We start from the raw sequence: 15,475 nt of genomic DNA, 5'->3' as shown, positions 1-15,475 counted from the left end.
AAAAAGCCCCACCGGTTAGGGCAGGGCTTTTTGTTTTCGCTACGTCAGGCAGAAGTTTTCACACCGGCCAACCAGTGCGCGAAGGCTCACTTTTCAACCACTTCCACCTTATCCACTTTCTGGAAACCGCGCGGCAGTTTGTTGCCGCGGCGACCCCGCTCACCCTGGTAGTGCTCCAGCTCGGAGATTTTGATACGGGTGTGGCGTTTACCGGCGTGAATCAACAGCTGATCCTTGCCTTCCAGCACCGCAATGCCCACCAGCGTTTCTTCGCCACTGGCGGCGCGCGCAGCCGGGATGTTGATAATCTTGTTACCCTTGCCCTTGGACAGCTCTGGCAGCTCGGATACCGGGAATACCAGCATACGCCCTTCGCTGGTCACTGCCGCGAGCAGCGCTTCGTCGGGGTTTTCGATCTCCTGCGGCGGCAACACACTGGCGCCCTTGGGCAGGGTCAACATGGCCTTACCGGCCTTGTTGCGCGATTGCAGGTCGGCATACTTGGCGATAAAGCCGTAGCCCGCATTACTCGCCAGCAGGACTTTCTGATCGTCCGCGCCCATCAACAGGCCTTCAAAGGTGGCACCGGAGGGTGGGTTGATGCGCCCGGATACCGGCTCACCCTGGCCCCGCGCAGATGGCAGCGTGTGCGCGGCAATGGCGTAACTGCGCCCGCTGCTGTCGAGTAGCAGCGCCGGCTGGTTGCTCTTGCCGCGAGCGGCAAAACGGAAGCCGTCGCCGGCCTTGTAACTGAGCGATTCCGGATCGATTTCGTGGCCCTTGGCCTGGCGAATCCAGCCCTTGGCCGACAGCACCACGGTAATCGGGTCGGAAGACAGCAGTTCGGTTTCGCTGAAGGCCTTGGCTTCGGCGCGCTCGACGATGGGCGAGCGGCGGTCGTCGCCAAACTCTTTGGCGGCTTCCAGCAACTCTTTCTTGATCAGGGTCTTGAGGCGACGCGCGCTGTCCAGGGTCTTGGTCAGCATATCGCGCTCTTTCTCGAGTTCCGCCTGCTCACCGCGGATCTTCATTTCCTCGAGGCGTGCCAACTGGCGCAACTTGGTGTCGAGTACGTATTCCGCCTGAACCTCGGACAGCTCGAAGCGGCGCATCAGCTCCTGCTTCGGCTCTTCGTGGGTGCGGATAATCTCGATCACCTCGTCGATATTCAGGAAGGCGATCAACAAGCCATCCAACAGGTGCAGACGCTTCTCGACCTTTTCCAGGCGGAACTGCAGGCGACGGCGGGTGGTAACGGTACGGAAGCTCAACCACTCGGACAGGATCTTGTCGAGGGATTTAACCTGCGGGCGACCGTCAATGCCGATCATGTTCAGGTTTACCCGGTAGCTCTTTTCCAGGTCGGTGGTGGCAAACAGGTGGTTCATCACCTGCTCCAGGTCCACACGGTTGGACTTGGGCACAATCACCAGGCGGGTCGGGTTTTCATGGTCTGACTCGTCGCGCAGGTCGCCCACCATCGGCAGCTTCTTCGCCTGCATCTGCGCGGCAATCTGCTCCAGCACCTTGGAGCCACTGGCCTGGTGCGGCAGCGCGGTGATCACGATATCGCCGTCTTCCTTGGTCCACACCGCGCGCATTTTCACCGAGCCCTTGCCGGTCTCGTACATTTTGTGGATATCCGCGCGCGGCGAGATGATCTCCGCCTCGGTGGGCATATCCGGGCCGTGGATAAACTCGCACAGGTCACTCACCGTGGCCTTGGGGTTTTCCAGCATGTGTATGGTGGCATTGACCACTTCACGCAGGTTGTGCGGCGGAATGTCCGTGGCCATGCCCACCGCAATACCGGTGGTGCCGTTCAACAGGATATTCGGCACCCGCGCCGGCAACACCGCCGGTTCATCCATGGTGCCGTCAAAGTTCGGCTGCCAGTCCACGGTGCCCTGACCCAGCTCGGACAGCAGTACCTCGGAATACTTGCCCATGCGCGATTCGGTGTAACGCATGGCGGCGAAGGACTTGGGATCGTCCGGGGAGCCCCAGTTACCCTGGCCATCCACCAGCGGATAGCGGTAGCTGAACGGCTGCGCCATCAGCACCATGGCTTCGTATACGGCGCTGTCCCCGTGCGGGTGGTACTTACCGATCACGTCGCCCACGGTACGGGCAGATTTCTTGTATTTGGCGCTGGCTTTGAGGCCCAGCTCGCTCATGGCGTAGACGATACGGCGCTGTACCGGCTTCAAACCATCACCGATATTCGGCAGGGCGCGGTCCAGAATCACGTACATGGAGTAGTCCAGGTACGCCTTCTCCGTGTAGTCCGCCAGGTGCTGGCGCTCGGAAGCTTCGTAGACTGAGGGCTCGGTCATACTGCGAGAGTCTCGTTATTCTGTTGGGGACAGGTAAATATAAGAGGGGGATTATGGCCGACACAGACGAGCGGTTCAAAGATCCTGTCCACATCTGCAGCAGTTTGCAGGTCGCGGGGGAATGCGGCTAAATACGCAGCGACTATCAAATTGAGCCCAAATTACGCCGAAACTAGGCTCAAATCAGGCCCTAACAACCGCGGTCACTCGCGCCGCCACCGGTATGGAAACCACTTATGCCCGCGCTCTTCGCCTTCCTGCACCACCTGGCATTTCTGGCCCTCGCGGTCACCCTAACGGTACAACTGGTGGTGCTGGGGCAACCTCTCACTGTGCAGAGCGCGCGCAAATTAGGGATTGTGGACCGAATCGTGGGGGCATCCGCCGTGGCCCTGCTGATTGTCGGCCTGCTGCGCGTGTATCACTTTGAGAAGGGCGCTGACTACTATTTCCACAATGCGGCGTTTCACGCGAAGCTGGCACTGTTCGCCCTCGCTGCCAGCCTGTCGGCCATCCCCACCCTGCAATTTCTCGCCTGGCGCCGGGAAATTGCTCGCGGGCAGCAGCCACAACTGCCGGAACGGCGCCGCCGCTGGCTGCGTATTATCGTGCACACCGAGCTGACGGCGCTGGTGGGCATGGCCCTGTGCGGCGCGCTCATGGCCAAGGGCATCGGTTACTTTGGCTGAGGCCGCCTGTGCCCCTTGAGCGCCATGCGCCGCCCAGAAGGCATCCAAACCCGACAATTTTCGTACCAGAGCAAAACACCAACTATTCTGACCTCAGATATTGCTCACAGGTGCACGGGTGAAAAGACTCCGACTGATCCTCGGCGATCAGCTCAATCACAACCACTCCTGGTACCGCGATGATGATGCCGACACCTGGTACTTCATTGCGGAAATGCGCCAGGAAACGGATTACGCCAGGCACCATATCCAGAAGGTAGTGGCATTCTTTGAGGCCATGACCGAGTTTGCCGCGTGGCTGAAAGCGCGCGGTAAACATGTTATCCACTACACCCTGGATCACCCCGAAAACACACAGAACCTCGCCACCAATATTGCCGGACTCGTCGCCAAGCATCACTTTGCATGTTTCCAGTATCAGCTGCCCGACGAATACCGACTCGACCAGCAGCTCAAACAGCTCGCCGATGACCTGAGCATTCCCACCGAGGTATTTGATAGCGAACATTTCCTCACCGAGCGCAATGCCCTGAGCACATTCTTCAAAGGCAAGAAAACTCTGCTAATGGAGAGTTTCTACCGTCACATGCGCAAGCAGCACGACATCTTGCTGACCAGCGTAGGCGAGCCTGAGGGCGGGCAGTGGAATTTCGACCAGAGCAACCGCAAGAAGTGGACCGGCACACCGGAAATCCCGCACGCGCGCGGCTTCCGCAAAAACGTAACCGCAACCGTCGCGCGTCTGAAACACTGTGGTGTTGAAACCATCGGCGCTATCGACCCTCAGCAATTCAGCTGGCCCACCTCACGGGAAGATGCTTTGGCGGTGCTGCGGCATTTTTGTAGCGCGCTGCTGCCCCACTTTGGCGATTACCAGGATGCCATGCATGATCGCGAAGTGTACCTGTTCCACAGCCGCCTCAGTTTTGCGCTGAATAGCAAGCTGCTGCACCCGCAGGAAGTGATCGATAAAGCCATCGCCCACTGGCGTAAACACCAATCTGAAATCGATATCAGTCAAATCGAAGGGTTCGTTCGGCAGATTCTGGGCTGGCGAGAATATATGCGGGGCATCTACTGGAAAGCGATGCCCGACTATCGCCGCTGCAATCGCCTGCACAACCACAGGCCGTTACCCGAGTTTTACTGGGGCGGTGACACGCAAATGAATTGCCTGCACCACGCCATCCGCAACAGCCTGGACAATGCCTATGCCCATCATATTCAGCGGCTGATGATTACCGGTAACTTCGCGCTGCTAGCCCAGGTGCACCCGGACCAGGTAGAAGCCTGGTACCTGGGTATTTATATCGATGCTATCGAGTGGGTGGAGATGCCCAACACCCGGGGTATGAGCCAGTTTGCCGATGGCGGTCTGGTTGCCACCAAGCCCTATGTAAGCAGCGGCAGCTATATTCACAAGATGAGTAATTACTGCGAATCGTGTCAGTACAATGTAAAAGAACGCACCACCAATGAGGCCTGTCCGTTTAACAGCCTGTATTGGCACTTTATCGAAGAGAAGCGCGAGCTACTGGCCCACAATCCGCGCATGTCGATGATGCTGCATCAACTGGACAAGATGTCTGAGACCGATCGCAAAGCCCTGCGCACGCGCGCCAGGCAGATCATTCAGAATCCGGACGAGTTCTAGGCGGCGCGAGGACCGCGCCGCCCGACAGGTTCGCCCTGTTATCGATTCCAGTTCACCTGAAACTGAACCGAGTTATCCACACCTTCATCACCGCCGTAGCGATATATGGAGAGGGTGCCACTGACGCGGTCAGTAAATGCCATTTTCACAAACGGCTTGAGATAGGTGTCGCCGTCGATGGAAATATCTTCGCTGTAGCAGTTACTACAACCAGCGATCTCCCGGCTCATATCCAGATGACGATAACCCAGGTTCAGGCCGACCAGGAATTTGCGGCTGTCGCTCAGCGGGTATTGCACACCGGCATCTACGTTCAGATTCCATGCAACAATTGAAGAATCTTCTGTGGACCGATCCCCGCTCCACTCATTCTCTACGTACTGCGAAAATTCAGCCTTGTCGTCCACCAGAATCGCACCGGCGCCGAGATTGAAATTAAACAGACCGTATTCACCAGAATAACCCGCTCCCAGCCCAAAGCCGGAATCGCTCACCCCGTTAAAGCGGGCTACATCGGCATCAAAATTGAATATTTCACCATGCAGGCTCCAGCTACCCTGATAGTAACTCTCAGATGCCTCAGCCATTGGCATCTCTTCTGCACTGGTATTTACCGCCATTACCGAGGCCAACAGGCCAGCTAACCAATGCCACTTATACTTGGTCATATTTCCCCCAAAACAGTTTTATATTGCTATTAGCCCCGCAACACGCGGGGCAGCAATTAGAAGGCTGAAAGACCAAAAACGCAAGATTGGTTCCCTGCATACTCAGTCATGTTCCAAAGCGCTAGTTTGAGAATTCCACCCGCGGGTCACCTCTATCGGTGCCGATATAGTCAGGCGCGCACTGAATAAAGTCTTGTTGGCTGAGGCCAGCTTCTATCAGGAACAACTGTACGTTGCGACTGCGACGATTGGAGAGTTCCAGCAGTTCTTCACGCATGCCGCGCGGCGGATCGCGGAAGAATTCGCGGCCGGTTTCGCCGGATGCCGCCATCGCCTGCGCCTCGTGGGGAAACATTACCTGCAAGTCCTGTGTGGTGGCTACGCCACAGATACCAGGCCGTGCTTTCGGGTTGTCCTTCAGAGTACTCACCATGCTGTTTAGCTCGGTCATCGCATCGCTACTTAGCTGGTCGCTGCCGGGGGCAAACAACAGGTCATCAAAGCGTTCGGCACGGAAGCGGTCCCAGGCCAGCTTGGCCAGGCTGTAAAAACCGATTGGGGTAAAGTAGGCAAACAGCGACTCGAGAATCGCCCGCTGCAGCAACTCACTGAAGACAAACTGGAAGTTGAAGTCGGGATCATAGAGATCACCGGTTACCGGCATTTTGATACGCACATCGCCATTGCCGTCTTTCAGTAAAGCCAGGGCAAAACTGAGAGGAATAATGCTTCTTTTCACCTCAAGGTGGTCGGTGTCTTTTGCCCGTCGTACTTTGATTTTTTCCAACCCCATTTTCGCCAGTGCATCGAGCTTGTTATTCAGGACCGAGAGAGTAAGCACGGCATCCAGCTGCCCCTGCAAAATCTTGTAACCAAGCAGGCGGGCGATATACGGTGTGGCCGGAATCAGGTTGGCGCCCTCTACATACCCAAGCAGGCCGCCATCCCAGTGATTGTTATCACGCAGATTGATATGACCAGCCACGTGCATTTCGCTGAAGCCACCCGGGCTGGCCCTCAGGATCAGGGTTGCCGCTTCATCTTCGTAATAGTTACTCGCGCCGCGCAGCAACACATTGATATGCCGAATGGGTAATTTCGCGTGATAGCGCTCGCTTTCATCGAGCCACAGGAAAGCGCCCTCGTCTATATAGACTTCGCGAATGCGATAGCGGAAACGATTAGCCTCACGGGCAATATCGCCGCGGCGATACTTGTAGCGATCCGCCTCGGGGGTGCGGTCGCGGAAGCGTTCCCAGGCACCGAGGTCCCCTTCGATACCACGCGCCAATATGCTGCGCGGCCTGAGCAAATTGATACTATCAATCGCCAGGTGCTTTTCTGCGGGCTGATACTCCAACCGGGCGAGGCTCAGGTGCTGAATTTGGGTATTCCACTGATAGTTTACAAACTCCGGGGCTCTGGGGTTTCGCTGAAACAACTTGCTGTTGGCAACTTCCAGGGACAGAACGCCCGTGCGCTCTTTGGCATAGGTCACCTGCCGGGCTTCAGCAAACTCCAGCTCCAGAAGTCGATCACCGCTGGTGTCATTGATACCCAGGCGATGGAACTGCGCTATATCCAGAACCAGTTCGCGCCGGGCAAAGTCGAAGCGACCCGAGGCATTGAAATCCTGTAGCTCCAGACAATAGCGCACACCGGGTACATAGCCTTCGGGTAGACAGCCGTTTACCTGGCCAAGATGCAGGTTTTCACTCACTAACTGCCCGTCGCCAAACCCCAGTAGGTCCGCTTGCAGTGACTCCACCATTAACAGCGGTGCGGGTAGCCCCCCGGGAAAGTCTGATTGAGTCACACGTAATCCGTCCACGGATACATGGCGAAGATTACGCATGGACTGGGCGTTGCGAAAGTCACTCAATTGCATGCGATGCCCGCTGTGCAGCGCAATGGTTCCCACGTCAAAGCAAGGCGCCAAGGCTTTTTCTGCAAAACGCATTTCTGGTAAGCAACCGCTTAAACCCGTGATTTCTCCCTCAGCGACCGCCAGAGTACCCGCCGCTAACACCAGTTCGTCGACATCCAGATAGTCAAAACCAACCCGTCGATTCGCTCCCTGGTTCAACGAGAAATCACTGACGGTGATATGCCCGCTGCTGCGGAATGCAACATCCGCTTCGCCCATCACCAGAGTCTGCTCGCCGGGAACCTGCAGTCGCCCGACTCGCATGCAGGTTTTCGAACTACTGCCTTTACTCCGGCCCGATGGCAGGCAACCGGCCCCGCCCTGTGCGTCGAGATCTGCAACCCGCAGCCGACCGCCACCGGGCCACGCCAATCCGCGCCATTGCAGATACGCCAGCTCCAGCGACGGTTTCTGATTCAGCGCCGGTAACAAACGCAATTGATTTGCCTGTAGCGGCCCCAGCCGCAAACGCTCGTTACCACCGCTTGCGTCCGAGCCGCCAGCAAGTGAGATCAAGTTATCGCCGGTCAGTGCAATTACGCCCCAATCGAGGCAGCCCGCCCAGAATGCGGTGTTGTCACCGCGCAACTGCGATGCCGCCAACCAGTCTTTCGGCCCGCAACCGCGTAGTGCGTTAAGGCGTAAATCGGTCAGATTGAGCGCCAGCGACCGCCGCCCGCCCATCTGTACAAAACCCACATTCGCTATGGACAGCTGCGCCAGGTCCAACTGCGGTGGATCAGACTGGTTGCCGTACAACGCCAACTGCCCAATGGTGATGCCGTCGCCACGGGAGGATAGATCGCGACTGCGCAAGCACTGGGGTAAACCCCGCTCGGGATCACCCGTGTCGGGCCAGCAAACGTTTATGCTCGACGCCTGCAGGGCATCAAACTGCCAATCCGCGCGCGCAAACGCGACGGCAGGCAAGTCCACACGCATCGAAAGGCTGGACAGGTCGCGAATATCCGCGGTGAAGTCGCTGCTTTGGCCCGTGAGCGAAAAGCGCTCCAGCGCGAGCTGATTCAGATCGGCAAAAAAGCGGTCGCCCCAATATTTCAACGTGAAAGTGTCGCCGGTACCCAGCGCCTGTAACTCGGCACAACGTTCCGACGACAAGCAAAAGGCCGCACCGGCGAGGGACGCCCCTGGCAGAGTGACATGTGCCATCGCAGGCTGAGACTGAAGCCGAATTTCCGCTTCCGGGAGCGCCAGGCTGGCCAGTGACAAAAGCGATTCACCACTGGCACTACTGATGATCGCGTGATCCAGATTCAGCGCTGCAGCATCCAGTTTGAAGCGAAAGGCACTGTCCGCGGGCTGATCGCCCTGCGGCATAAGGGCGCGACGCTCAAATGCGAGATTCAACGGCTGCTGTTGTTGCAGATTGCGAATATCGAAGCAGCTGGGAATACCCTGGCCGTCGGGTGCGCCCCCTTTCACATCATCCCGGGTATCCTTCCTTGCATCCTTCCTTGCATCCTTCCTTGCATCCTTCCTTGCATCGCCCTTGGTATTTTCCGCGGCGACCAGTAGCTGCCAGGACCTGGGCAGGCAGCCTTGCAGGCTCTCCAAGGCTACCGCATCCAGCTCCAGTTGCGTGCTACTGGTGCGCAGGTGCTTGCCGATGGCGGTGGTTTCGCCACTAGCCTGCGCGGCTGAGTCCGCACTTTGCGCCGCTTCGTTCTGCAATACGCCTTTTTCGCTGCCGTCGTCACTGCTAATCAGCTCCGTCGCGGTAAAGGCGGTGTCCTCGCTCCCCCACCAGAATTCCTCACCGACGGCGAAGTATTCGCCGGGCTCGAGCAGGTCGTTACCACGCTTGAACAAGCCTGGCCCTGCGCGTAACTGGGTGAGAACCACGCCGGTTTGTTGCTCAGTTGTTGCCGCCAGATGATCGTCCAGCACCAACTCGTCGAGGGAAAACTCCCCGAGGATGAGATAAGGGGAAGCGGGCATATCGTCTGCGCCGCCGTGACGCTGCCCTCCGCCTTTCTGGACATCGTCACCCGGTTTACCAGCCTCGTCGGCAGCGGAATCCGCACGAAATATAAAATTGCCGACACCATTCAGCGCCACTAACCGGGCACACAAAGGCGAAATCCGATCGGGTAGCAAGCTAGCGGGCGCGCATCCGGACAGGGACTGCAGTGAAAAGTCGTCGGCAAGCACTTCTTTTTTGTCTGGCGTAATCTGTAATCGCGCCCAGTCGAGTTGCGTTAACTCTGCACCATCCCCCAGGCGAGGGCGTGCACTGCCCGTGGAAGCTTGCTGCAACCGTTGTTCAAACTGAACATGCGCAAGAGAAAACGGCCCGCTCTCAAGCGCCCACGCTTGTGCCGGCCAACCATTGCGGGCGACCTTGCGTGGAAACTGCATGGAAAACACTTCTTGAATACTGAGCTGAGACAGGTTCACACACTGGTCGGGGGTATCCCAAAGCGCCCCAGGCAAACATCCGTTTGCCACATCCAGTGACGTATCATTCAGGCCGAGGCGACGGGTTTTGTTGCGATACTGCAATGCGCCAATATGCAGCTCGTTAATTTTCAGTGGCTCGGGATGGGGAGCCTTGCCCACCAGATCTTCGATCTCGCCTGCGGACAGTACCCCGTCATTGATATCCATGCCAAAGCCATCGCTCCAGGCGAAACGCGTAGCCTGTGGCAGGTTCAGCGTGCCCGCGGTGACGCAATAATGCTGAGTGTCGTTGCGCCAGGCATTAGGGCACCAGGAGAAGCGCTGTGCGATACCACTTTGCCATGCCAGTGATTTGTCCGGTCGCACGAAGTCGAAGTTGTTGATGACAATGCTTTCGGCGCGCCAGTTAGGCAGCTGCCGATTTTGATAGCGCAGGCGGACCTCTTCCCCGCTCAGCCGGTGCCAGGATATTTCACCCTGTTTGCCGAATGAAAACTGCCCGCTTTCGTCGAGATCCAGTCGACGTGCGCTACCGCAGTGCCCACTGATGCTATTCAGTGCAGGTACCGCCTCCGCCCAGCGTGCGGGTGAACAGCCCGCAAACTTGCGCGCATGGGTATCGGCCATGGTGAAATGATTACCGGGCCGATCAAAATGGACGTCGCGCGTCTGCAAATGCACCAGTGCAACGATTGGGTCATCTTCCGCGGACGGCAGGCGTGCAGCGCCCTCCGCAGGGGGCTGGTAGCCGAGACTGTGTTGCGAAACCGTGCCGGGCCGCTCATCCCACGCGAGCACATTGTCCAGCACCATCTCTTCCGCGCCAATATCGAAATTTAGCGGTTCCTGCGCCTCGCGAAATGCGCTGACAAAGAATTCCTTAACCGACATTTTCCCGATACGGAAACAGGTCGGGCTGGTCCACTGAGGGCGGTGGAGATAGCAGACCACCGTGTCGTGCACCGTTGCATTGGCCCACTCCAGGCGCCAATTTTTCGCTCGCTTGGGCCCCTCTTCCAGCCACCAGCCACCTATCTCCCACACTCGCCCATGTATTTTCCCCGGGTGGGATTCCAGATCCATGTAGGCGCCGTGCAAGTCCATCTGCCGCACGCGAATTTTGCCGCGCAACAGAGCCCACCAACTGAGACCGAGGGACATTTCGCGGACACGAAAGCCGCGCTCAGATTCGTTGCGCATTTCTACGTTGCGCAAGTGCGCGTGAAGACGCGGCAGCGACACATTCACATACTCAATACGCGCTTCGAGTCCCCGCGCCTGCAGCCAGCGCTGCACCATACCGGGCACAAGGATCGAGACAAAAAGATTCAACACCGCCACAACCACGAGCAGAATCACCAGCGTCCACAGCAGTCGGTGTATACCTCTGCCTGCAGGCTGCCGAGCCGGCGATACGGGTGGTGAATTGGACGTTGGTTTGGACATCAAATCTCAGCGCATAAAGGATTCAGCGCAATGCCCACCATTTATTGGCGAATTCTGGTGAGGAGTTGCGGGCTCTATACATTAAAGACCAGAGAGCCACTTGCACATGTCGTGTCAGGCAACCGAAAAAGCATTTCTTGCCGCGTTATTTTCCCTGCAACGGGCAAAACACCTGTGTCGCGAAAATTCCGGCGGCAAAAGCGTCGCGGCAAAGTCCACAAAACGTGCTATTCCACCCACGCCCATTACACTGTTTATATTTCAATCAAATTGGCACAAATGGTTGCAGCGCACACAAGCCAATGTGCGATCGAGTAGGCAAGAAGCAACAGGGACGCGCCGGAAATATGCAAAAGCAAACTCACTGTCAGGATCTGGTACTGATCGGCGGCGGCCATAGCCATCTGGTACTTTTGCAACAGTGGGCCAAGCAGCCACTCCCCGGCGTACGCCTGACACTCGTCTCACCACAGGTGCAAAGCCCCTACTCACCCATGGTGCCCGGCTTGATTGCCGGACATTACAGCCACAGCGACATCCATATTGATCTGCCACGCTTGTGCCGCGCCGCCGGTGCGCGTTTTATTCACGCCTGCGCGCACAATATCGATCCACTGGAAAACCGCGTGTCACTGCTGGGCCGTCCTGACCTGGCTTTCGATTTTCTGTCGCTGGCGGTAGGCGCATCGCCATGCCACGACATTCCCGGTTCGGAACTTGCGGTACCGGTAAAGCCGATCGGTCAGTTCTATCGCTACTGGGAGCAACTCAAGCAACAGATACAGCGCAAGCACCAACCTCTGAAGCTCGGAATTATTGGTGGCGGTGCCGGTGGCTGCGAATTGGCGATGGCGATCGCCTGTGCACTGGAAGAGCCGCTATACAGCGGTCGCGTGGAGTTGCACCTGGTGCAATCCGGCAGAAAAATTCCCGCCGACTTTCCGCTGCTGGCGCGGCGGTTGGCCGCGCGGGAAATGTCCCGCTTAAAAATCCATGCGCATACCAATTGGCGAGTGACCGAAATCACCTCGCGAGGAATCTATAGTGACGAAGGGCGCTTTATAGCGCTCGACAAGGCGATGTTGTGCACAGAGTCTTCTGCACCACCGTGGCTGGCACAATCTGGCCTGGCCATCGATCAACATGGATTTGTGCAGGTGGACGATTATCTGCGCTCGATCAGTCATCCACATATTTTTGCCGCGGGTGACGTGGCCGCCACCCGCGCACCGCAACCCAAGTCGTCTCAGGCAGCGCAACAACAGGGGCTGACGCTGTTTCACAATGTGCGCGCGGCTCTGCAAGATACCTCGCTGAAAGCCTACCGACCACGCCCCAGTCGGCTGCAACACTTGAGCTGTGGGGGCCAACATGCAATTGCCGCATTCAGCGCTCTGTCGGCAGTGAGCGCTCTGTTTTGGCATGCCAAAGACCGCGCCGACCGCCGCTTCGTGGATCAGGTCAATCACCTGCCACTTTCGCGGTTTGTCCGTAGTGGCGACGCCCACGCGCAAAATATCGTGGAAGAGAATGCGCTCGGAGACGGCGCATTGGGTGTCGATCTGTTTGATCAGGCACTGGCGCGACTTGCACAGCCCGCCCCAAAAAAGGCAAGTGAAGAAACGGCTATTGATCGCGCGCGCAGCATTGCACTTACCACCGCCACCAGCGCGCTCGAAATACCCAGCGATAAGCTGCTGGTGCAACACACCGAGCAGCTTTGTGCACCCGTGCAAGATCCATGGCTATTCGGCCGCCTGGCAGCACAGCACAGCCTGTCGCACCTGTTTGCGGTGCAGGCAGAACCTTTTTCTGCGCAGGCACTGGTCACACTGCCAACCCAGCTACCCAACGCGTCGCCTGCGCTCGCCAGTCGTGATTTACAATTAATACTCGACGGTGCGGCGCGGGAACTCAACCAGTATGACTGCTCGCTTACTGGCGGGCAGCTTTTGGAAGGACCAGCGGCGCAAATTGGGCTGACGCTGAATGGCAGTGGCGATCGCGCTTCTCTTGCTGCACGGAACAGCGTGCGCGCAGGCGACTGCCTGATTCTTACCAAGCCGCTGGGTAACGGTGCGCTATTTGCCGCACAGGCACAGGGAAAGGCGCATGCGCGTTGGTTGCAGCAGGCCCTGGATACCATGCTGCAAAGCAATCTGACCGCAGCCAACATCTTTATGCGTAACGGCGTGCGCGCCATGACGAGTGTCCATCGCGCCGGCTTGCTTGGGCAAATACTGGAGATGCTGCACTGGCACCCCCAACCCGTGGATGGGGCAACGCAACCCGCGGAACTCTCTACCCTTGCGGTCAGTGTACTTACCGATGCCCTGCCATTTTTGACCGGCGCCACTTACTGCGCCGAGCACGCGGTGCTGTCTTACCTGCATCAACACAATGCGCGCAGTTACAAGGCCGTGCAAAACCCGGGTTTCTGGCAAGGCAAACCCCACCTGCCCATGCTGGTGGACCCACAAATCTGTGGTGGACTGCTGGGTTCGGTACCTGCCGAACATGCGGAGCAATGTATTTCTGCACTGCACGCAGCAGGCTGGCGGCACGCTGCGGTAATCGGTGTTGTGGACACCTTGGCCACAGAGAATGATGCGCACGCGCAAACCAGCGCGCAGCCCATTTATCTGGCAACTGGCAGTGACTGGAAGAAGCTTGCGGCCAACCGCGCCACGGCAGTGCTATAGACTTTCTGCCGTGACAGCGCCTGCGCTTGCACTGGCGTGACACCTGCTATTCCCTTTCTCGCGAGACCATTTCTCCTGTAACCATTAATTGATTGCCAAACGCATATCTTGCGAGGATACTGGCCTCATCTCAGGCCAGATAGCTACCAAGCGTTTTCTCTATCTGCCTTTATGCCGGGGCGCCCCGGTGCATTAAAAATATTATAAAACGGGTCACACAGAGCGCTTCGAAGAGCCAGAATTAATAAGCTCTACAGGAAACTCTGTTATGAAAAAAATCGTCATTATTGGCGGCGGCGCCGGGGGACTACAGCTAGCCACCAGTCTTGGACGCCACTTCTCTTTTGCGCGTTTTGGCCGGCGCAACAAATCGCCTGCAGCACAAATAACGCTGGTCGATAAAAACCGCACCCATATCTGGAAGCCACTGCTGCACCAGGTCGCCACTGGCGCACTGGATTCAAGCCTCGACGCACTCAACTATCAGGTACATGCGCGCGCCCACGGATACCAATTTGAACTGGGCAGCCTGAAATCCCTCGACCGCGAAAATAAAACGGTGGAGCTGGCGGAAGTTCACAACGCCGATGGCGCGCCACTGGTGCCGGCACGCAAACTCGATTACGACTACCTGGTGATCGCCCTCGGTAGCCAAAGCAACGACTTCCATACACCGGGTGTGCGTAAACACTGCCAGTTTCTCGATAGCGCAGAGCAGGCGCAGAAATTTCACAGCCGCCTGCTCGATCAATTCCTGTTACTCGACAGCCAGGTGGTTAAGTCCGTGCATATCGCCATTGTCGGCGGCGGCGCCACCGGTGTGGAGCTGGCGGCAGAGCTGGTGGATTCGGTACAGGAAATGGGCCACTACAGTCGCATCAAAAATGGCGACCTCAAGGTAACCCTGATCGAGGCCGGTCCTCACCTGTTGCCGGCGCTACCGCCGCGCCTGGGTAACAGTTCGGAAAAAGAGCTCACCAAAATTGGGGTGCGGGTGCTCACCAACACCCAGGTCGCGGAAGCGACGAGCTCTGGTTTTATTACAAAGGACGGTGACGAGATTCCCGCTGCCATGCGCGTATGGGCCGCCGGCGTAAAAGCGCCGGACTTCCTGCAGCAACTGGACGACCTGAAGCTAAACCGACAAAACCAGATTGAAGTCGAAGCCACCCTGCGCAGTGTCACCGACTCGGCGATCTTTGCATTGGGTGACTGCGCCGGCTGTATCGACGGCCACGGTGTGAAGGTGCCACCGCGGGCGCAGTCCGCACAACAGATGTCGAAGACGCTGAGTGAAAACCTGATCCGTCTGGTGGAAGCCGAGGCCAGTAGCGATACCGGCAGCGAGCAAGCAACACTGCAACCGTTTGTGTATAAGGATCGTGGCTCACTGGTGTCCCTCTCCAAGTTCGATGCCGTCGGCAACCTGATGGGAGGGCTGGTGAAGGGCAGCCTCACCATTGAAGGCCGACTGGCGGGTGTTGCCTACCGCTCCCTGTATCGCATGCATCTGGCGGCCATACACGGCTGGCCCAAGGCCATGCTTTTGTACATTATCGGCCAAGCTAACCGATTCGTAAGCCCACGGCTCAAGATGCACTAGTCCACCTCTTTGCTGATCTCGTCGCGGCC

7 protein-coding genes are annotated in these 15,475 nt (G+C 57.7%); 4 read left to right on the top strand and 3 right to left on the bottom strand.

What is annotated here, in order from left to right:
* Positions 1-86: 86 nt before the first annotated feature.
* Complete coding sequence (parC, locus tag KUV22_RS14865) at positions 87-2,336, bottom strand: DNA topoisomerase IV subunit A (protein ID WP_222232441.1); 2,250 nt, start codon at positions 2,334-2,336, stop codon at positions 87-89.
* 236 nt (positions 2,337-2,572) lie between these two features.
* On the opposite strand from parC, the gene KUV22_RS14860 reads away from it, so the two are divergent.
* Positions 2,573-3,025, top strand: coding sequence for a DUF2214 family protein (locus KUV22_RS14860; RefSeq protein WP_222232440.1), 453 nt, complete (start codon positions 2,573-2,575; stop codon positions 3,023-3,025).
* Between the two features lie 118 nt (positions 3,026-3,143).
* The gene (locus KUV22_RS14855) at positions 3,144-4,679 is read left to right on the top strand and encodes a cryptochrome/photolyase family protein (RefSeq protein WP_222232439.1); all 1,536 of its coding nucleotides are present in this window, start codon (positions 3,144-3,146) and stop codon (positions 4,677-4,679) included.
* A gap of 38 nt (positions 4,680-4,717) precedes the next feature.
* On the opposite strand, the gene KUV22_RS14850 is transcribed toward KUV22_RS14855, so the two are convergent.
* Both KUV22_RS14850 and KUV22_RS14845 read right to left on the bottom strand, forming a co-directional pair.
* The gene (locus tag KUV22_RS14850) at positions 4,718-5,347 is read right to left on the bottom strand and encodes a porin family protein (protein WP_222232437.1); all 630 of its coding nucleotides are present in this window, start codon (positions 5,345-5,347) and stop codon (positions 4,718-4,720) included.
* A gap of 121 nt (positions 5,348-5,468) precedes the next feature.
* Positions 5,469-11,141: a DUF748 domain-containing protein gene (locus KUV22_RS14845; RefSeq protein ID WP_222232435.1), complete on the bottom strand. Its 5,673-nt coding sequence runs from the start codon at positions 11,139-11,141 to the stop codon at positions 5,469-5,471.
* Positions 11,142-11,488: 347 nt separating this feature from the next.
* Between KUV22_RS14845 and selD the strand changes: the two genes are divergently transcribed.
* Complete coding sequence (gene selD, locus KUV22_RS14840) at positions 11,489-13,843, top strand: selenide, water dikinase SelD (protein WP_222232434.1); 2,355 nt, start codon at positions 11,489-11,491, stop codon at positions 13,841-13,843.
* A 268-nt stretch (positions 13,844-14,111) separates the two neighbouring features.
* The gene (locus KUV22_RS14835) at positions 14,112-15,446 is read left to right on the top strand and encodes an NAD(P)/FAD-dependent oxidoreductase (RefSeq protein WP_222232432.1); all 1,335 of its coding nucleotides are present in this window, start codon (positions 14,112-14,114) and stop codon (positions 15,444-15,446) included.
* Positions 15,447-15,475: the final 29 nt, after the last annotated feature.

The organism is Microbulbifer agarilyticus (assembly GCF_019800665.1).
Taxonomy (GTDB): Bacteria; Pseudomonadota; Gammaproteobacteria; order Pseudomonadales; family Cellvibrionaceae; genus Microbulbifer; species Microbulbifer agarilyticus_C.
This window is presented reverse-complemented; position numbering and strand designations above follow the sequence as displayed.

What these genes read in the sequence shown, in the direction of transcription:
- KUV22_RS14850 (WP_222232437.1), bottom strand. Translation starts at nt 5,347, where the DNA reads ATGACCAAGTATAAGTGGCATTGGTTAGCTGGCCTGTTGGCCTCGGTA.
- selD (WP_222232434.1), top strand. Translation starts at nt 11,489, where the DNA reads ATGCAAAAGCAAACTCACTGTCAGGATCTGGTACTGATCGGCGGCGGC.
- KUV22_RS14845 (WP_222232435.1), bottom strand. Translation starts at nt 11,141, where the DNA reads ATGTCCAAACCAACGTCCAATTCACCACCCGTATCGCCGGCTCGGCAG.
- parC (WP_222232441.1), bottom strand. Translation starts at nt 2,336, where the DNA reads ATGACCGAGCCCTCAGTCTACGAAGCTTCCGAGCGCCAGCACCTGGCG.
- KUV22_RS14860 (WP_222232440.1), top strand. Translation starts at nt 2,573, where the DNA reads ATGCCCGCGCTCTTCGCCTTCCTGCACCACCTGGCATTTCTGGCCCTC.
- KUV22_RS14835 (WP_222232432.1), top strand. Translation starts at nt 14,112, where the DNA reads ATGAAAAAAATCGTCATTATTGGCGGCGGCGCCGGGGGACTACAGCTA.